Source organism: Streptomyces lunaelactis (assembly GCF_003054555.1).
Taxonomy (GTDB): Bacteria; Actinomycetota; Actinomycetes; order Streptomycetales; family Streptomycetaceae; genus Streptomyces; species Streptomyces lunaelactis.
On sequence record NZ_CP026304.1, the window covers coordinates 5,686,508 to 5,704,512 of the forward strand.

Annotated in this window: 15 protein-coding genes and 2 tRNA genes; 13 read left to right on the forward strand and 4 right to left on the reverse strand. The window is 69.0% G+C overall.

Annotated elements, in window-relative coordinates; genetic code table 11:
• Positions 1 to 149: 149 nt before the first annotated feature.
• The 4 genes from SLUN_RS26375 to SLUN_RS26390 all read left to right on the forward strand — a co-directional run bounded on the left by SLUN_RS26375 (position 150) and on the right by SLUN_RS26390 (position 3,970).
• On the forward strand, positions 150 to 773 hold the full coding sequence (locus SLUN_RS26375) for a M48 metallopeptidase family protein (RefSeq protein ID WP_108152334.1): 624 nt from the start codon (positions 150 to 152) through the stop codon (positions 771 to 773).
• A gap of 108 nt (positions 774 to 881) precedes the next feature.
• A complete protein-coding gene (locus SLUN_RS26380) occupies positions 882 to 2,501 on the forward strand; it encodes a TerD family protein (protein ID WP_108152336.1) in 1,620 nt (539 codons plus the stop codon).
• 13 nt (positions 2,502 to 2,514) lie between these two features.
• The gene (locus SLUN_RS26385) at positions 2,515 to 3,195 is read left to right on the forward strand and encodes an AIM24 family protein (RefSeq protein WP_108152338.1); all 681 of its coding nucleotides are present in this window, start codon (positions 2,515 to 2,517) and stop codon (positions 3,193 to 3,195) included.
• Between the two features lie 19 nt (positions 3,196 to 3,214).
• The gene (locus SLUN_RS26390) at positions 3,215 to 3,970 is read left to right on the forward strand and encodes an AIM24 family protein (RefSeq protein ID WP_108152340.1); all 756 of its coding nucleotides are present in this window, start codon (positions 3,215 to 3,217) and stop codon (positions 3,968 to 3,970) included.
• 67 nt (positions 3,971 to 4,037) lie between these two features.
• Here the strand turns inward: SLUN_RS26390 and SLUN_RS26395 are convergent, their stop codons facing one another.
• Entirely contained in the window at positions 4,038 to 4,559 is a 522-nt protein-coding gene (locus tag SLUN_RS26395) for an NUDIX hydrolase (protein ID WP_108152342.1), read from the reverse strand.
• Positions 4,556 to 6,034 carry a zinc-dependent metalloprotease gene (locus SLUN_RS26400; RefSeq protein WP_108152344.1) on the reverse strand — a complete coding sequence of 493 codons (1,479 nt, stop codon included), beginning with the start codon at positions 6,032 to 6,034 and terminating at the stop codon, positions 4,556 to 4,558. The genes SLUN_RS26395 and SLUN_RS26400 overlap by 4 nt, the downstream gene beginning before the upstream one ends.
• A gap of 192 nt (positions 6,035 to 6,226) precedes the next feature.
• Here SLUN_RS26400 and SLUN_RS26405 point away from each other — a divergent pair, with 192 nt between their 5' ends.
• From SLUN_RS26405 to SLUN_RS26415, 4 genes are all read left to right on the forward strand, one after another.
• Entirely contained in the window at positions 6,227 to 7,354 is a 1,128-nt protein-coding gene (locus tag SLUN_RS26405; protein ID WP_108152346.1) for an SDR family oxidoreductase, read from the forward strand.
• A 79-nt stretch (positions 7,355 to 7,433) separates the two neighbouring features.
• The gene (locus SLUN_RS26410; RefSeq protein WP_108152348.1) at positions 7,434 to 7,895 is read left to right on the forward strand and encodes a molybdenum cofactor biosynthesis protein MoaE; all 462 of its coding nucleotides are present in this window, start codon (positions 7,434 to 7,436) and stop codon (positions 7,893 to 7,895) included.
• Between the two features lie 134 nt (positions 7,896 to 8,029).
• A complete protein-coding gene (locus tag SLUN_RS40105) occupies positions 8,030 to 8,200 on the forward strand; it encodes a hypothetical protein (protein ID WP_170146611.1) in 171 nt (56 codons plus the stop codon).
• 101 nt (positions 8,201 to 8,301) lie between these two features.
• Positions 8,302 to 9,390, forward strand: coding sequence for a YlbL family protein (locus SLUN_RS26415; protein WP_108152350.1), 1,089 nt, complete (start codon positions 8,302 to 8,304; stop codon positions 9,388 to 9,390).
• 65 nt (positions 9,391 to 9,455) lie between these two features.
• Here SLUN_RS26415 and SLUN_RS26420 read toward each other — a convergent pair whose 3' ends face one another.
• Positions 9,456 to 10,013: a PPA1309 family protein gene (locus SLUN_RS26420; protein WP_108152352.1), complete on the reverse strand. Its 558-nt coding sequence runs from the start codon at positions 10,011 to 10,013 to the stop codon at positions 9,456 to 9,458.
• A 136-nt stretch (positions 10,014 to 10,149) separates the two neighbouring features.
• Here SLUN_RS26420 and SLUN_RS26425 point away from each other — a divergent pair, with 136 nt between their 5' ends.
• From SLUN_RS26425 to SLUN_RS26440, 4 genes are all read left to right on the forward strand, one after another.
• Positions 10,150 to 13,050, forward strand: a complete 2,901-nt coding sequence (locus tag SLUN_RS26425; RefSeq protein ID WP_175313482.1) for a UPF0182 family membrane protein — start codon at positions 10,150 to 10,152, stop codon at positions 13,048 to 13,050.
• Between the two features lie 51 nt (positions 13,051 to 13,101).
• Positions 13,102 to 13,175, forward strand: a tRNA-Met gene (locus SLUN_RS26430).
• Positions 13,176 to 13,378: 203 nt separating this feature from the next.
• The gene (locus tag SLUN_RS26435) at positions 13,379 to 15,580 is read left to right on the forward strand and encodes a tetratricopeptide repeat protein (protein ID WP_108152356.1); all 2,202 of its coding nucleotides are present in this window, start codon (positions 13,379 to 13,381) and stop codon (positions 15,578 to 15,580) included.
• A gap of 90 nt (positions 15,581 to 15,670) precedes the next feature.
• Positions 15,671 to 15,744, forward strand: a tRNA-Met gene (locus tag SLUN_RS26440).
• Positions 15,745 to 15,882: 138 nt separating this feature from the next.
• Here the strand turns inward: SLUN_RS26440 and SLUN_RS26445 are convergent.
• Positions 15,883 to 16,299 (reverse strand): Fur family transcriptional regulator, encoded by a 417-nt coding sequence (locus SLUN_RS26445; RefSeq protein ID WP_108152358.1) that lies wholly within the window; start codon positions 16,297 to 16,299, stop codon positions 15,883 to 15,885.
• A 126-nt stretch (positions 16,300 to 16,425) separates the two neighbouring features.
• Here SLUN_RS26445 and SLUN_RS26450 point away from each other — a divergent pair, with 126 nt between their 5' ends.
• Positions 16,426 to 17,895: a catalase gene (locus tag SLUN_RS26450; RefSeq protein ID WP_108152360.1), complete on the forward strand. Its 1,470-nt coding sequence runs from the start codon at positions 16,426 to 16,428 to the stop codon at positions 17,893 to 17,895.
• The last annotated feature ends 110 nt before the right edge of the window (positions 17,896 to 18,005 follow it).

Here is an 18,005-nt window from a genome sequence, read left to right on the forward strand (position 1 = left end):
GTCAGAATGCCCGGCGGCGTCGGAAGCTGTGAAGAGTTATCCACAGGTGCGGGCATTAGTCGTTCAAATGGTGCACGCCGTGGAGTGGATCAAGATCGAACCGTCCCGGAGGCGGGACTTCCCCCACTGACAGCGGGTAACGTCGGGGCGTGTCCGTCGACCCTTCCCCTCGCGTCGCTGGGGAGACCCCACCGCACAGCGCGGGAAGTCAACAGCGCAGCGCGACAAGCCGCCCGCCCCGCGGATCGGGGACGAGTGCGGTCGAGGTCCGCAGGAGCGCCCGGCGCAGCAGGACCGTCTCCGCATATCGGGAGGGTGACCGCACCATCGTGCTCATCCCCGCCCGGATGTCGGAGGCGGAGGAGCGGCGCTGGGTCAGCGTCATGCTCGACAAGCTCGCTGCCCAGGAGAGCAAGCGGATTCTCGGCGACTCCGAACTGGCCGAGCGCGCCGAGCGCTTGTCCGCCCTGTACTTCGACGGACGCGCAAGACCGACATCCGTGCGATGGGTGACGAATCAGAACACCCGCTGGGGCTCCTGCACCCCTGCGGAGGGCAGCATCCGCCTCTCCCACCGCCTTCAGGGGATGCCGGAGTACGTCGTCGACTATGTGCTCGTCCATGAACTGGCCCATCTGCTGGTGCCCGGACACGGTCCGCGCTTCTGGCGGTTGTTGGAGGCGTACCCGCGGACCGAACGCGCCAGGGGCTATCTCGAGGGAGTTGTCGCGGCCGACCGCTTGCCGCATCTGCCCGCCGCACGCGAAGAGTGACTGTCGACGGTCCTGTACCGAATGTGTACCGGCTTGGCTCAATGTCAGCCCCAGCCGTTAGCCTGGCGCGACGCATTCACATTTCGGGATGGGGGACGGTCGTTACGCATGGCCAGGGAATTCCAACGCGGCCACAAGGCCAAGATCAGTGATCTCACGCCGGGAACGGATCTGTACGTAGGTGTGCAGATCGGCGCTCCAGGGCTGACCTTCGACATCAGCTGTTTCGGACTCGACCCCAACGAGCAGCTGTCCGACGACCGGTACTTCATCTTCTTCAACCAGCCGAAGTCACCCGAGGAGTCCATCCAGCTGCTCGGCGCACAGTCCGGTGACACCGAGTCGTTCCGTGTCACTCTCGACAGCATTCCGGCGAATATTCACCGGCTCTCCTTCACCGCCACGATCGACGGCGCCGGACAGATGTCCCAGGTCGGCCCCGGGTACATCCGCATCGTCGCGGGTGGCGAGGAGGTCGTCCGGTACGCCTTCACCGGCTCGGAGTTCACCACCGAGCGCGCGGTGATGCTCGGCGACTTCTATCTGAAGGACGTGTGGCGCTTCGCCGCCATCGGCCAGGGCTTCGACGGCGGTCTCGACGCGCTGCTGAAGAACTTCGGCGGCGAGGTCGCCGAGGAGCCTGCCGCCCAGCAGCCGCAGGGTGCCGCGCCCTCGTTCGCGCCGCCCCCGCAGGCCGCCGCGCCCCCGGCGTTCGGCGCGCCGGCCGCGCCTCAGATGCCGCAGGCTCCCCAAGCCCCGCAGCCCGCGCCCGCCTTCGGGGCTCCGGCTGCCCAGGCGCCCCATCAGCAGAACCCGCAGATGCATGCCGCGCCGACGATCGCGGCACCGATGGCACCTCCCGGCGGCACCGTGCCGCCGCCGGTCGCCCCTTCCCCGTACGGACAGCCGCCCCAGCAGCCGCAGTACGGCCAGGTCCCGGGGCAGGTCCAGCCGCCCGGTGCGCCGTCGCCGTACGGACAGCAGGCCCCGTCCCCGTACGGGCAGCAGCCGGGGATGCCCCCGGGCGGTGTCCCGCAGGGCGTTCCTCAGGGAGTGCCTGCGGCCGGCGCCGGCCTGCAAGCCGCCCTGCAGCCCTACCGCGAGACTCCCACCGGCGTGCGCTGGACTCCGCAGAACCAGCAGCTCATGCGGGTCGATCTGACCATGGGCGGCGCTCCCGTCCTGGCCCGCCAGGGCAGCATGGTGATGTACCAGGGCAAGGTCGACTTCAGCTACAAGAGCGCCGGTTTCGCCGGCCGTATCGTCGGCAATGCCACCGGCCAGGAGATGCAGCTGATGCGCTGCTCCGGACGCGGCCAGGTCTTCCTCGCCGAGGACGGCTCGCATCTGCACTCCATCGAGCTGCAGGGCGACGGCATCTGCGTCTCCGCGGAGAACGTCCTCGCCTTCGACGAGTCGCTGCAGCACGAGGTCCGCAGGATCGAGGGCCACGGCATCCCCGGCGGCGCTCTGTTCACGATGATGTTCCAGGGCACCGGCACGGTTGTCGTGAAGACCCACGGCATCCCCGTCGTTCTGCCGGTCACACCGACGACCTTCGCCGACTGCAATGCCGTCGTCGCCTGGTCGGCCGCGTCCCAGGTGATCCTTTCCAGCCAGGTCCGGCTGCGCCGCAACGCGTACCCGGGACACAGCGGAGAGACCGTCAACCTTCAGTTCCGGGGCGCCCCCGGCAACTTCATCGTCGTCCAGCCGTACGAGGTCTGAGGGAGCCCGAAGAATGAACCAGCAACTCGCGGGCTTCGCCCCGACCCCGATCGCGGCCCGGATGGAGAACCACGGCCGTACCATGCTGAAGGTCGCCATGGCCACCGGCCAGGACCTGTACGCACGCACCGGTTCGATGGTCGCCTACGAGGGCTTCGTCCAGTACGAGCCCAACCCGCCCGCCGTCCGCCAGATCGCCTCCCAGTGGGTGACCGGCGAGGGCGCGCCCATCATGAAGTGCTCCGGTGACGGACTGCTCTACCTCGCCGACTACGGCGCGGATGTCGTCGTCATCAACCTCAACAACGACTCGCTCTCGGTCAACGGCACCAATCTGCTGGCCTTCGACGCTCACCTTCAGTGGGGCGTCGAGCGGGTCAAGGGCCTGGCCAAGTTCACCGGCCAGGGCCTGTGGAACGTCGAGATCGCGGGCACCGGCTGGGTGGCCCTCACCTCGCGCGGCACGCCGATCGTCGTCGACTGCGGTCGTGGCGAGGACGAGACGTACGTCGACCCGGACGCCCTTGTCGCCTGGTCCCCGAACCTCAAGGTGAAGGGCAAGCGCAGCCTCAAGGCCTCCTCGCTGATCGGGCGGGGCAGCGGAGAGGCCTACCAGATGGCCTTCTCGGGCCAGGGCATCGTCGTCGTACAGCCGAGCGAGGACAGTACCGACCGCCTGCGGATCCGGCGCTGAGGGGGAGGGAGAACACACCATGCAGAGTCCGCTTTTCAGCTACACGGAGCAGCAGTCCCAGGACCGGTACATCGTGCAGAACCCGCAGTTGCTGCGGGTTTCGCTCACCGGTCAGGACGACATCCTCGCCCGCAAGGGCGCCATGGTCGCGTACCAGGGTCTTGTCGACTTCGACGGTGAGTACCAGTCGAACGGCCAGCGGCGGGCCCGCGCCAACACCGGTGAGGGCCTGGATCTGATGCGCTGCTCCGGGCAGGGCACCGTCTACTTCGCCAACCTCGCGCAGTACATCCACGTCGTGGACGTCGACCAGGAGGGCATGACCGTCGACAGCGCCTACGTCCTGGCGCTCGACTCCACGCTGCACACCGAGGTCATCGCGGTGGACAGCCAGTACGGAATCTCCGGCTCCGGCAAGTACCAGCTCAATATCTCCGGCCGGGGCAAGGTCGCGCTGATGACCTCGGGCCAGCCGCTGATGATGCAGGTCACGCCCGACAAGTACGTCAATGTCGACGCCGACGCGATCGTCGCCTGGTCCTCCGCCCTGCGGGTGCAGATGCAGTCTCAGACGCACTCCTCCGGCGTACGGCGGCGACGCGGAAACACCGGCGAGGGCTGGGAGCTCAGCTTCCTCGGCCAGGGCTTCGCACTCGTCCAGCCCAGTGAGGTCATGCCGCCGCAGGGCGCGCAGATCGGGGAAGGCCTGCGCGCGCAGTACGGCATCGGCCAGCAGGGCGCACACGCCCAGAACCAGAACAACGCCTGGAGCTGACACCCGGCGGAGCGCACAGGTAAGGGGCGGGCTCTCTGGAGCCCGCCCCTTACCGATGAACTGCCGGCTACAGCGCCGCGCGCGTGCGCTCAAGGAGGCGTACGACCGAATCGTCGGCCACGCCCGCCACCTCGTCGTAGGCGAACCAGCGCAGATCCAGCGACTCCTCGCTGATCTCCTCGACCGACCCGGGCGGGGCCAGGGCCGCGTACTGCACATCGAGATGCCAGTGGCAGGGCGCCGGAATCGCATGCCGGTCCAGCCGCACAGGACCGCCGGGCAGCAGCGTCAACCCGCGGATCCCGGACTCCTCCGTCGCCTCGCGCAGCGCCGCCGCGGCCAGCGTCGCGTCACCCGGCTCGCAGTGGCCGCCCATCTGCAGCCACATGCCGAGCTTCTTGTGCAGCGTCAGCAGCGCCCGGCCGCGCTCCGGATCGATCACCAGCGCGCTCGCCGTGACATGCCCCGCCTCGCAGGCCTTCCACATCCCGTCCGGATGCGCCGCCAGATGGTCGAGATAGAGCTGACGCAGCTCCTGCTGTTGCTCGTAGGTCTTCAGCACGAGTACGGCATCGTCGAACAGGCTCACCGGTCCTTGTCGCCGTCGCCGTCGCCCTTGTCGTCCTTCTCGGGGGTGTCCTTCGTCAGGCCGTCCTTCTTGAGGTCGTCCTTTTCGAGCTTCGGCTTGGCGCCGCCGCCCGCGGCCTCGCCGAGCATCTTGTCGATCTCGGAGAAGTCGAGCTGCTCACGGTGGACGAAGCCGTCCGGGTCGTCCAGATCGGTGGCCGTCGGCAGCATGTCGGGGTGCTCCCACAGGCCGTCGCGCCCGTCCACGCCCCGCGCGTCGGTGAGCGAGGCCCACAGCCGGGACGCGTCCCGCAGTCGGCGCGGACGCAGCTGAAGACCGATCAGTGTCGCGAAGGTCTGCTCGGCGGGACCACCGGATGCCCGGCGCCTGCGCAGCGTCTCTCGCAGGGCGTCCGCCGACGTCAGCCGGGTCGAGGCGGCCTCGTGCACCACCGCGTCCACCCAGCCCTCGACCAGCGCGAGCGCGGTCTCAAGGCGGGCCAGCGACGCCTTCTGCTCCGCAGTGTCCTCCGGCTGGAACATGCCCTGCTGGAGAGCCTCCTGCAGTTGCTCCGGGTGCGTCGGGTCGAACTGCCCGACCACGTCCTCCAGCTTGGTCGTATCGACCTTGATCCCGCGTGCGTACGCCTCGACCGCGCCGAACAGATGCGAGCGCAGCCACGGCACATGGGCAAAGAGCCGCTGGTGGGCGGCCTCGCGCAGGGCCAGATACAGCCGCACTTCCTCCTTCGGCACCCCGAGGTCCTTGCCGAACGCCTCGATGTTCAGCGGCAGCAGCGCGGCCTTGCCGGCCGGGCCGAGCGGCAGGCCGATGTCGCTCGAGCCGACCACCTCGCCCGCCAGCACGCCCACGGCCTGGCCGATCTGCTGGCCGAACATCGCACCGCCCATGGAGCGCATCATGCCGATCAGCGGGCCCGCCATGGCCTGCATCTCCTCGGGCAGCACATCGCCCATCGCCAGGCCGACCCGCTCGGCGACCGGATCGACGAGCTGCTGCCACGCGGGGAGGGTCGCCTCGACCCACTCGGCGCGGCTCCATGCCACGGAGGTGCTCGCGCCGGAGGGCAGCGAGGTCGCTCCGTCCAGCCACAGATCGGCGAGACGCACGGCCTCCTCGACCGCGGTCCGCTCGGCCGGGCCCACGCTCTCGTCCTTGGTGCCGTCCGGCGTGCCCTGCGAGACCGTCTGGCGGGCGATCTGCTTGGCCATGTCCCAGTTCACGGGACCGCCCTCGTAACTCAGCATCTGGCCGAGCTGCTGAAAGGCCGCGCCCAGGTCGTTCGGGTTCAGGGAGCCGAACATCGCGGCGAACGGATTGTCCGCGCCGCCTTCCCCGGAACCGAACCCGAATGGATTCCCCGGGAACTGCCCGCCGGAGTCCTGGCCACCTCCGGCGGGATCCTTCTTCTTGCCCTCGTCGCCGTTCTCCGGCTCCTCCGGCGGAAGGCCGAATCCGAATGGGGTGTCACTCACGGGTTTCCTCGGCTCGTAGGGCCGTCGGCTTCCTGCCGACGGCGACTGCCCGACAACAACACCCAGCGTAGACATCCGGGCCCGCATATGGGCTCGGTGCTCCGCCGGCTCTTGGCCTGCGGCAGGATGGACGCCACCTGGTACGCACGCGTCATTCGTGTACGTACTGAAGACAACCGCTGGAGACGCCTGGTGAGTTCCCCAGATCCGCAGGTTCGCGCAGCGCGAAACCGCTCAACCCAGACCTCGGGCCGAGGGTCCGCCGCCCGTGGTCCCGTCGTCGCGGTCACCGGCGCCGCCTCCGGCGTCGGTGACCTGCTCGTACGGCGTCTTGCCGCGTCCGAGGAGGTCAAGCAGGTCGTCGCGATCGACGAGCGCCGGGGCGAGGTCCCCGAGGCGCAGTGGCACATCCTCGACGTACGCGATCCGGCCATCGCGGAGAAGCTGCGCGGCGCGGACGTGGTGGTGCACCTGGCGCTCGATCTCGACCTGGAGACCGACTCCGCCGCCCGTACGGCGTACAACGTGCGCGGTACGCAGACCGTGCTGACGGCGGCGGCCGCGGCCGGCGTCCACCGGGTCGTTCTGTGCACGTCCGCGATGGTCTACGGGGCGCTGCCCGACAACGACATCCCGCTCTCCGAGGACGCTGAGCTGCGCGCCACCGCCGAGGCGACGGGCGTCGGTGACCTGCTGGAGATCGAGCGTCTGGGCCGCCGTGCGCCCCGCGCCCACCCTGGGCTCAGCGTCACGGTGGTAAGACCCGCCGTCCTGGTGGGCGGTACTGACACCGCCCTCACCCGCTATTTCGAGTCGCCGCGTCTCCTTGTGGTCGCCGGATCGCGTCCCACCTGGCAGTTCTGCCATGTCGAGGACCTGGTGAGCGCGCTCGAGTACGCCGCGCTGGAGAAGGTCGACGGTGAGCTCGCGGTCGGCTGCGACGGCTGGCTGGAGCAGGAGGAGGTCGAGGAGCTCAGTGGCATCCGCCGGATGGAGCTCCCCTCGGCGGTCGCTCTGGGCGCCGCGGCCCGGCTCCACCGGATCGGCCTCACACCGTCCCCGGCCGGGGATCTGGCGTACACCATGCATCCCTGGGTGGTCAGCGTGAGCCGCCTCCACGACGCGGGCTGGCGTCCCCAGTGGACCAATGAGGAGGTCCTCTCGGCGCTGCTCGAGGAGGTGGAGGGCCGCCATACCGTCGCCGGCCGTCGCCTCGGCCGCAAGGACGCCACGGCGGCGGGCGCCGCCGGTGCGACGGTGGCGCTGCTCGGTACGGCCGCGCTGGTGCGGCGCGCCCGCAAGGCGCGGCGCCGTATGTAGGAGGCTCCAACGACGGGCGGCCCCGACCGGTCGAAATCGCTATTCCGCGCTGTCAGTGCGGTACGGCACGATGGAGGGCATGGCAAGCAGGTACGACCACCCCGGCGAGCAAGCCGCGAGCGACCCGATCCGGCTGCTCGCGATCCGCGACACCCCGCTCTCCGTCGACGAGGTCTTCGCGGCCGTCGGCGACGACGCGAGCGGCGGTACGGCGCTCTTCGTCGGCACCGTGCGCAACCACGACAGCGGCGCGGATGTCGACACCCTGGGGTACTCCTGCCACCCCACGGCCGAGGCCGAGATGCGCCGCGTCGCCGAGAAGGTCACCGCGCAGTTCCCGGTGCGGGCGCTGGCCGCTGTCCACCGTGTGGGTGACTTGGAGGTAGGAGATCTGGCGGTCGTCGTCGCCGTGTCCTGCCCGCACCGCGGGGAGGCCTTCGAGGCCTGCCGGAAGCTGATCGACGACCTCAAGCACGAGGTGCCGATCTGGAAGCACCAGAAGTTCTCCGACGGCACGGAGGAGTGGGTCGGGGCCTGCTGAGGCCTTCTGAAACCCGGTCAGTCCCTACCGGCCCCGATTTGCGTAACCGCCCCCCTGCCGTGAGCGTTGAACCGGCAGATGACTAATCTGCTGATCACTCAGTTGCGTTCGTTCATGGGGTAGGGAGGTTTGCGATGGCAGCACTCGCTTGGTTGCTGATTCCGCTTTTCGCTGCCGTCGGTGCTGCGATATGGGGAGGCTGGGCTTCACGGAACCGGACCACCGGGGACGTGGCCGAGCTTGCCGGATATGCGCGGTTCCGCGATGCGATGGAGAAAGCCGACTCCGGTACCGACGCCGCATGACCCGGGTGTGACCCCACCGCCGACCGTACGCAGTTGCCAAGTTGCCACGTACGGACCGGCCCGGACGGTGTTGTGACAGACCCGTCCCGTACTGTCGTTCCATGCCACGCCGCACCGCGACGATGCTCGCCTCCACGCTCATTTTCATCGCGCTGCTCTGCGCAGGGGTGTTCATCAAAGTGCCGTACTCGGAGATGTCGCCCGGGCCGACGGTGAACACTCTCGGCGCGGCCGGTGGTGAACCTGTGCTGCAGATCTCCGGCCGCAAGACTTACCCGACGACCGGTCACCTCAATATGACGACGGTCAGGGTCACCGGCGCGGACTACAACATGAACATCGTCGAGGCGGTGTACGGGTGGCTGGCTCACGACAACGTGGTCGTGCCGCACGACACGCTCTATCCGGACGGGAAGACGGAAGAGCAGTCCACGCAGGAGAACGCCGAGGAATTCAGCCAGTCGCAGGAGAGCGCGAAGGTCGCTGCGCTGAAGGAGCTGAAGATCCCGGTGAAGGCGAGGGTCGTGGTCTCCACGGTCATCAAGGACACGCCTTCGGAGAACCGGCTGCACGCGGGCGACGTGATCCGGGCGGTGGACGGTACGCCGGTGAAGGAACCGGCGGACGTCGCGAAGCTGGTCACGAAGCACAAGCCCGGCGAGAACGTCGTCTTCACGATCGTGCCGGCGAAGGATGCGGCGGCGGCGGAGAAGGCGGGCAAGGAGCCCGAGAACACCGCGAAGGTCACGATCACCACGGTGAAGTCGGACCAGGGTGACCGGGCGATTGTGGGTATCCAGGCCGGGACCGACCACACGTTCCCGTTCGGCATCGACATCAACCTGGCGGACGTGGGCGGTCCGAGCGCGGGCCTGATGTTCGCTCTCGGCATCGTCGACAAGCTCACGCCGGAGGACCTGACGGGCGGGAAGTTCGTGGCCGGCACGGGGACGATCGACGACAAGGGGGAGGTCGGGCCGATCGGCGGCATCGAGATGAAGCTGGTGGGCGCGCGGAACGCGGGCGCGGAGTACTTCCTGACGCCGAATGAGAACTGCGCGGCGGCGACGTCGGACATTCCGGACGGGTTGACGCTGGTGAAGGTGAAGACAATCGCGGACGCGAAGCAGTCGCTGGAGAGGATCCGGTCGGGGGACACGGCGGGTCTGCCGAGCTGCGCGTCGAGCTGACGGGGGCAGTACCGCCCGCGGCGGACCGCCGGGCCCCGGTGGGCGCGGCGGTCCAGGCGCGGCTCCTACGCCTCGAAGGTCGCCGACAGCGCCTCCGCCAGGCCCGGGACCAGGGCCGAGCCTGTCAGGACCTCCTTCGGGGAGTCCTTCTCGCGCAGGCGCAGGGCCGACTCCCGTGCGCCGTCGCGCAGGACCGCCACCGTCATGCGGACCTCCTGGCGGTTCGGGTGGGCGGCGACCCATTTGGCCAGGGCCTTGTCGTCGAGGCCGTCCGGGACGGAGGACTCGGCGGACGGCGGGAGCATCAGGCGCTCCACCGTCAGCGCGCAGCCGACCACCGCATCCGGCCACGCGATCGTGGCGAGGAACTCGTCCAGCGCCGTGTTGGAGGGGATTTCATCCTGCTCGATCGGGGTCAGCGGCGCGCCCGCCTCATCGCCGTCGAGGCCGAGCTGGGCCGCGAGGCCCGGCTCCTGGGTGCGCAGGCGTGCGGTGTCGACGAGGGCGAAGAGCCTGGCCGGCTGATCCCAGCCGAGCCCGGACGCGTACTCGTCGATTTCGAGCACGGCACGGGTCAGCGGGCTCGCGGCCATCGGGGGGCCGGAAGGGGAAACGTTGGACATGGCCAATATCCTGCCTCCTTCCGGGCCCGAGACGGGAACTAGGTAAAGCCTCAGTAAGTTGCATCAGTGGGCTCTACGATCGCGGGGCCCGATTCACACGACCGCGAACTTCGAGGTGCGCACGTTGGCTTTCCAGATGCCGGACCGCGGCGGAGGCCCGACCGGGCCACGGATCAGAGTGGGCCGGCCGTCCCGGCGAGTCCGTACCCTGCTCATGACATTGGGCGTCCTGGCCGTCCTGGCCATGGCGTTCGTCATGTTCGCCGGGTTCTGGACCGACTGGCTCTGGTACCGCTCGGTCAAGTACTCCTCTGTCTTCACCACCACCCTGTGGACCAAGGTCGGACTGTTCGCGGTCTTCGGGCTGCTGATGGCCGCGGCTGTCGGTGTGAACATCTGGCTCGCCCACAGGCTGCGGCCCCCGCTGAGCGCGATGTCGCTGGAGCAGCAGAGTCTTGACCGCTACCGGATGGGCATCGCCCCGTACAAGAAGTGGGTGCTCCTCGCGATCACCGCTCTCGTCGGGCTGATCGCCGGAGCCTCCGCCACCGGGCAGTGGCGCACCTGGCTGATGTGGGTCAACGGTGTGTCCTTCGGCCAGAAGGACCCGCAGTTCGGCATGGACGTGTCGTTCTACGCGTTCGACCTGCCCTGGTACCGCTTCCTGCTCGGCTTCGGCTTCGCGGCCGCCGTGCTCTCGCTGATCGCGGCCGCGCTGACCCACTATCTGTACGGCGGGCTGCGCATCACCAGCCCCGGCGCGCGGGCGACGGGCGCGGCCACCGGCCATCTGTCGGTGCTGCTCGGTGTCTTCGTCTCGCTCAAGGCCGTCGCGTACTGGCTCGACCGGTACGGCCTCGCGGTGAAGTCCAGCGACTTCAAGGCCACCGGCAACTGGACCGGCCTGCGGTACGTCGACGCCAACGCCTATCTCCCGGCGAAGACGATCCTCTTCTGCATCGCGGTCATCTGCGCCCTGCTGTTCTTCGCGACGCTCTGGCGCCGCACCTGGCAGCTGCCCGTGATCGGCTTCGGGCTGATGGTCCTGTCGGCGATCCTCATCGGCGGCCTGTACCCCGCGATCGTGCAGAAGTTCCAGGTCCAGCCGAACGAGCAGGCCAAGGAAAGTCCGTACATCAAGAAGAACATCGAGGCCACGCGGCTCGCGTACGGCATCGAAAGCGCCAAGCCGGAGGACTACTCCGGCAAGGGCGACCCCAAGCGGAAGGCCCAGCAGCGCGACGCGGCTCCGACGGCGGCCAGCTACCGCCTGGTCGACTCGAACGTCGTCTCGCCCGCCTTCCAGCAGCTCCAGCAGGAGCGCAAGTACTACCAGTTCCCCGCGACCCTGGACGTCGACCGGTACAACGGCCCCGACGGCAAGCCGCAGGACACGGTCATCGGTCTGCGCGAGCTCAACATCAAGGGCATCCAGAAGCGCAACTGGATCAATGACCACTTCACGTACACCCATGGCTATGGCGCGATCGCGGCCAAGGGCACGAACACCATCACGGACCCCGACAAGGGCACCGTCGGCTCACCCGACTTCACCGAGTCCGGGCTGCCGACCAGCGGCCAGCTCGGGAAGTACGAGCAGCGGATCTACTACGGCGAGAAGACCGAGCAGTACTCCATCGTCGGCGGTCCGCAGAAGGAGCTCGACTACGAGAAGAACGGCGAGGAGACCACCAGCTACAAGGGCAAGAGCGGGGTCAACCTCTCCAATCCGCTGAACCGCGCGGCGTACGCCGTCGCCTTCAGCGAGCCGCAGATCCTCTACTCGGGAGCTGTCGGCGAGGGTTCGCGGATTCTGTACAACCGCACGCCCAAGGAGCGCGTCGAGGCCGTCGCCCCCTGGCTGACCATCGACGGTGACGCCTACCCGGCGGTCGTCGACGGCCGCATCCAGTGGATCGTCGACGCGTACACCACGACCAACGGCTACCCCTACGCCTCTCGTACGACGCTGGGGGACACCACAGCCGATTCGCTGACCACCAATCAGCGCGCGGTCGTCGCCCAGCAGAACCAGGTCAACTACATCCGCAACTCGGTGAAGGCCACCGTCGACGCCTACGACGGCACGGTCAACCTGTACCAGTGGGACACCAAGGACCCGGTGCTGAAGACCTGGATGAAGGCGTTCCCGGGCACGGTGAAGGCGAAGGACAAGATCTCGCCGGAGCTCAAGGCCCATCTGCGGTACCCGCAGGACATGTTCAAGGTGCAGCGCGAGCTGCTCACCCGGTACCACGTCACGGAGCCGGAGCAGTTCTACAGCGGCAGTGACGCCTGGCAGGTGCCGGACGACCCGACGAACAAGGACACCAGCGCCGTCCCGCCGTACTACCTGAGCCTGAAGATGCCCGGGGACACGGCACAGAAGTTCTCGCTGACGACGACGTTCACACCGGCCGGACGCCCCAACCTGGGTGCGTTCATGGCGGTCGACGCCGATGCCAACAGCGACAAGTACGGCACGATAAGACTGTTGAGAGTCACCGAGACGGTCCAGGGACCGCAACAGGTGCAGAGTGAGCTCAACGGTGTGCCGGAGGTCGCGACCTTCGTCAGGGACCTCAGAGGCACCGACTCGGACATCGAGTACGGCAACCTGCTGACGGTGCCGCTCGACGGCGGGTTCCTTTACATCGAGCCGGTGTACGCACGAGGCGGCAGCGCGAATTACCCGCTGCTGAAGAAGATTGCCGTCGCCTACGGCGGAGGCAAACCGGTCTTCAAGGACAGCCTCACGGAGGCGCTCAACGCGGTCTTCGAACAGAACGTCGCCGAACCGCCACCGGTGACGACACCGCCACCGGGCGACACCACCAAGCCGCCGCCGGCGACGGGTGACGCGGCGCTGAAGGCCGCCATCGCGGACGCTCAGAAGGCGTACGACGATGCCGAGGCGGCGCTGGACAAGAAGCCGACCGACTGGGAGGCGTACGGCAGGGCGCAGTCCGCGCTGCAGGACGCCCTGGAGCGGGCCGCGGCCGCGCAGGCCAAGCCCAGTCCGGCGACCTCCCCTTAGGGCTGCTGAGCTGGGGCCATCCCGCGTCGTGGTACGGTTGCAACACAACGACGCGGGGTGGAGCAGCTCGGTAGCTCGCTGGGCTCATAACCCAGAGGTCGCAGGTTCAAATCCTGTCCCCGCTACTGAAAAAGAAGAGGGCCCGGATCCTTTGAGGATCCGGGTCCTCTTCGTGTGTATGTGCGGCTTGTGTGAAGTGCGTGCCGGGTGGGGCGAGTTGGGGTCGAGCGTGTTTGACTTATCTCTCTGTGGGCATGTCGACAAAACGCTGAAGTGACCTCACTGGCTGCGGTATACCAGGTGTACGCGGGTTGCAGGTGGTGCGACGATGGAATTTATGGGGGACAGGGCAACTCTGTTGGAGACAGGGCGGTTTGTGCGGCGGCATGCCGGAAACGTGGCAGATGCGACCATTTCTGCCGACGCCGCTGACAACGTTGACAGTTCCGGCAGCGGTGCGAGTGCCGACTCGGTGGAGACCGCCGGGGCCGAGGCACGGCACCGGCGTGCCGCCGACGGCGGCGACACCGCGTCGATGAGCGTGCTCGGCGCGCTGCTGCTGCGCCGCGGCGACCTCGACGGAGCCGAGCCCTATCTGCGTGCCGCGACCGCCGAGGGCGACCGCGCCGCCGCCAACAATCTGGGTGTCCTTCTCCACCAGCGTGGGTACGCCGATGAGGCCGCCGGGTGGTGGCGTATCGCCGCCGTCGCCGGTTCCGCGGCCGCGGCGCATGCGCTGGGGCGTCACTTCCGTGAGCGCGGCGACGAGCCCGCCGCGGAGTACTGGCTGCGCCAGTCCGCCGAGCAGGGGCACGCGCTGGGGGCGTACGCCCTCGCCGATCTTCTGGAGCACCGCAGCGATGCGGGCGCGGAGCGCTGGCTGCGCGCGGCTGCCGAGCAGGGGCACCGCGAGGCGGCGTACCGGCTCGCCCGCGCGCTGGAGCGCCGGGCGGCGGAGGAGGCGCGCGAGGGCGGGGACGTGGGCCTGGTGATGGGACGCGCGGGCCGTGGTGCGGGTGCGGGGCGTGCCGCTGTCGCTGGTCCGGCTGCCTCCGTGCGGGTGGGTCGCGGCAACGGTGGTAAGGCTGCCTCAGGCCGCGCCGGTCGAGGTGACGCCAGTGCGGCGGTAGCGGACGGAGTGGGCGTTGCGGGCCCGGCCGTCGCCGAGCGTACGGGTAACGACGTGAGTTCTGCCGGTGCTGAGGCGGGTCGTACGGGCAGCCCGGGCAGTCAGGGTGGCGCGGGCAGTCAGGGCAGCGCGGGCAGTCAGGGTGGCGCGAGCTCTGCCGACGCGGCCGCCGCCGATGGGCCCCAGCTGTCCGTACTCGACGAGGCCGCGCAGTGGTACCAGCAGGCCGCCGCGCGTGGGCACCGGCGGGCCGCGCTGCACCTCGGCGCGATCCTCGAGAAGCGCGGCGAGCTCAAGGAGGCCGGTCGCTGGTACCTCACCTCCGCCAAGGACGGAGAGGCGCGCGCCGCCTGTGCGCTCGGGTTCCTGCTCCGGGACGCGGGCGACGAGGAGAGCGCAGCCGTGTGGTGGCTGCGTGCCGCGCAGGACGGTGACGGCAATGCCGCCAACGCCCTCGGCGCGCTGCACGCCGCCCGCGGGGAGCAGCAGACCGCCGAGCGCTGGTATCGCGCCGCCATGGACGCGGGTGACGTCAACGGCGCGTACAACCTGGGGCTGCTGTGCGCCGCCCAGGACCGTACGCCGCAGGCCGAGCAGTGGTACCGCCGTGCCGCCTACGCGGGGCACCGCGAGGCCGCCAACGCGCTCGCCGTACTGCTCCTGCAGGCCGGCGACGCGACCGGCGCCGAGCCCTGGTTCTCCAAGGCCGCCGAGGCCGGCAGCGTCGACGCCGCGTTCAACCTGGGCATCCTCCATGTCGGCCGGGACGACGACCGTACGGCCCTGAGGTGGTACGAGCGGGCAGCCGCCGCCGGTCACACCGAGGCCGCCCTCCAGGTCGGCATCGCCCTGCTCAGGGAGGGTGACGAGCAGGCCGCCGAGCGTCATCTGCGCTGCGCGGCGGGTGGTGGCAGCGCTGAGGCCGCCTTCCGGCTGGCCACCGTGCTCGACTCCCGGCAGCCGCCGCCGGGGCCGCCCGCGCTCGGTGAGGCGATGGCCGAGAAGAGCGAGTGCGAGGAGTGGTACGAGCGCGCCGCCGAGCAGGGGCACCGCCGTGCCCAGGTGCGGGTCGGCATGCTCGCCGCAGCCCGTGGCGACATGACCGACGCCGCCCGCTGGTACCGGGAGGCGGCGGAGGCGGGCAGCCGTAACGGTGCGTTCAACCTCGGGCTGCTTCTCGCCCGTGAGGGCAACGAGCGCGAGGCTGCCCTGTGGTGGGCTCGTGCAGCGCGCGCGGGGCACGGCCGCGCCGCGCTGCGCCTCGCGCTGCTCGCCGCCCGCAGGGGTGAGCTGACCGAAGGGCAGCGGTGGTGCGCGCGTGCCGTCGAGCTGGGTCCGGCGGAGGTTTCGGAGCGGGCCGCGCGGCTGCGCGAGGCGCTCCACCAGGAGCTCACGGCGTAGGCGTGAGCTCCTGGTGGCCAAGGGGCGTCGTAGCGAGATGAATATCGATTTGCGCTGGTCGGTGGCGTGACGTAAGGTTCTGTTTACCGACGCGGGGTGGAGCAGCTCGGTAGCTCGCTGGGCTCATAACCCAGAGGTCGCAGGTTCAAATCCTGTCCCCGCTACTGCAAGACGAAGGCCCGGATCCATCAGGATCCGGGCCTTCGTCGTACGCGCACTCCGCGCGCGGCTCCCGTGTACGACGAAGGCCCCGGCGCCTTGATCGGACCTTGATCGGCGCCGGGACCTTCCAAGCGTTTGTGTCAGGCGGACGCGCAGTTCGGGCACGTGCCCCTGTACGTCACTTCCACGCCGGAGATCGTGAAGCCGAAGCGCTCCGCGTCCGGGAGGTCCGCCATCGGGTTGCCCGACGGGTGGACGTCACGGATCGCGCCGCACTGGGCGCAGACCAGGTGCTGGTGCGGGCGGTGCGCGTTCGGGTCGTACCGCTTGGCGCGGCGGTCCGTCGACACCTCGAGTACTTCACCGAGGCTGACCAGCTCACCCAGGGTGTTGTAGACGGTCGCCCGGGAGATCTCGGGGAGCCTCGTCACGGCGCGGGCATGCACCTCGTCGGCCGTCAGGTGGACATGGTCGCCATCGAGGACCTCGGCCACGACGCGCCGCTGTGCCGTCAGGCGCCAGCCGCGTCCGCGAAGTCGTTCCAACAGGTCACTCATAAGGACAAGCCTAACAGTGAGGAGAACCAGATCCCGAACGGGTGTGACTTTGGATGTCTGCTTGACTTAGACAAAGTCCATCGTAGGATCGATATCGGCATTCGCCAAGGGACAGGACTTGCAGGAATGACGCAGGAGGCGCACGTGACGCAGGGACCGCTCACCACGGAGGCCGGCGCGCCGGTTGCCGACAACCAGAACAGCGAGACCGCGGGCGTCGGCGGGCCGGTTCTGCTCCAGGACCAGGCTCTTCTCGAGAAGCTCGCGCACTTCAACCGTGAGCGCATCCCGGAGCGCATCGTGCACGCACGCGGCGCCGGCGCGTACGGCACCTTCACGCTGACCCGCGACGTGTCCCAGTGGACGCGTGCGAAGTTCCTCTCCGAGGTCGGCAAGCAGACCGAGACGTTCCTGCGCTTCTCCACCGTCGCGGGCAACCTCGGCTCGGCGGACGCGGTGCGTGACCCCCGCGGCTTCGCGCTGAAGTTCTACACCGAAGAGGGCAACTACGACCTCGTCGGCAACAACACCCCGGTGTTCTTCATCAAGGACGCCATCAAGTTCCCCGACTTCATCCACACGCAGAAGCGCGACCCCTACACGGGCTCGCAGGAAGCCGACAACGTCTGGGACTTCTGGGGTCTGAGCCCCGAGTCGACGCACCAGGTGACCTGGCTCTTCGGTGACCGCGGTATCCCGGCGACCCTGCGCCACATGAACGGCTACGGCTCGCACACGTACCAGTGGAACAACGAGGCCGGCGAGGTCTTCTGGGTCAAGTACCACTTCAAGACCGACCAGGGCATCAAGAACCTGACCTCGGACGAGGCCGCGCTGCTGGCCGGCGCCGACGCCGACTCGCACCAGCGCGACCTGCGCGAGTCCATCGAGCGCGGCGACTTCCCGTCCTGGACCGTGCAGGTGCAGATCATGCCGGCGGCCGAGGCGGCGAACTACCGCTTCAACCCGTTCGATCTGACCAAGGTCTGGCCGCACGAGGACTACCCGCCGGTCGAGATCGGCAAGCTGGAGCTCAACCGCAACCCGGAGAACATCTTCGCCGAGGTCGAGCAGTCGATCTTCAGCCCCGCGCACTTCGTGCCGGGCATCGGCCCGTCCCCGGACAAGATGCTCCAGGGTCGTCTCTTCGCGTACGGCGACGCCCACCGCTACCGCGTCGGCATCAACGCCGACCACCTGCCGGTGAACCGCCCGCACGCCACCGAGGCGCGCACCAACTCCCGTGACGGCTTCCTGTACGACGGCCGCCACAAGGGCGCGAAGAACTACGAGCCGAACAGCTTCGGCGGCCCGTTCCAGACGGACAAGCCGCTGTGGCAGTCGACCGCAGTCACCGGCGGCACCGGCACTCACGAGGCCCCCAGCCACGCCGAGGACAGCGACTTCGTGCAGGCGGGCAACCTCTACCGGCTGATGTCGCAGGACGAGAAGGGCCGTCTGATCGAGAACCTCGCCGGGTTCATCTCGAAGGTGTCCCGCGACGACATCGCCGAGCGCGCGGTCAACAACTTCCGTCAGGCGGACGGTGACTTCGGCAAGCGGCTCGAGACCGCGGTCCAGGCACTCCGCGGCTGACCCCCCTTTGCGGCCGAACCGCCGCCGCTCTCGCGGATGTGGTTGCTCGCCGTAGGGGTTCCTCAATTGATGGTTGCTCGCCGAATACGAGGGCCGGATCCCTGTCCAGC

What these genes read in the sequence shown, in the direction of transcription:
- SLUN_RS26380 (WP_108152336.1), top strand. Translation starts at nt 882, where the DNA reads ATGGCCAGGGAATTCCAACGCGGCCACAAGGCCAAGATCAGTGATCTC.
- SLUN_RS26385 (WP_108152338.1), top strand. Translation starts at nt 2,515, where the DNA reads ATGAACCAGCAACTCGCGGGCTTCGCCCCGACCCCGATCGCGGCCCGG.
- SLUN_RS26390 (WP_108152340.1), top strand. Translation starts at nt 3,215, where the DNA reads ATGCAGAGTCCGCTTTTCAGCTACACGGAGCAGCAGTCCCAGGACCGG.
- SLUN_RS26410 (WP_108152348.1), top strand. Translation starts at nt 7,434, where the DNA reads ATGGCAAGCAGGTACGACCACCCCGGCGAGCAAGCCGCGAGCGACCCG.
- SLUN_RS40105 (WP_170146611.1), top strand. Translation starts at nt 8,030, where the DNA reads ATGGCAGCACTCGCTTGGTTGCTGATTCCGCTTTTCGCTGCCGTCGGT.
- SLUN_RS26415 (WP_108152350.1), top strand. Translation starts at nt 8,302, where the DNA reads ATGCCACGCCGCACCGCGACGATGCTCGCCTCCACGCTCATTTTCATC.
- SLUN_RS26420 (WP_108152352.1), bottom strand. Translation starts at nt 10,013, where the DNA reads ATGTCCAACGTTTCCCCTTCCGGCCCCCCGATGGCCGCGAGCCCGCTG.
- SLUN_RS26425 (WP_175313482.1), top strand. Translation starts at nt 10,150, where the DNA reads ATGCCGGACCGCGGCGGAGGCCCGACCGGGCCACGGATCAGAGTGGGC.
- SLUN_RS26435 (WP_108152356.1), top strand. Translation starts at nt 13,379, where the DNA reads ATGGAATTTATGGGGGACAGGGCAACTCTGTTGGAGACAGGGCGGTTT.
- SLUN_RS26445 (WP_108152358.1), bottom strand. Translation starts at nt 16,299, where the DNA reads ATGAGTGACCTGTTGGAACGACTTCGCGGACGCGGCTGGCGCCTGACG.
- SLUN_RS26450 (WP_108152360.1), top strand. Translation starts at nt 16,426, where the DNA reads ATGACGCAGGAGGCGCACGTGACGCAGGGACCGCTCACCACGGAGGCC.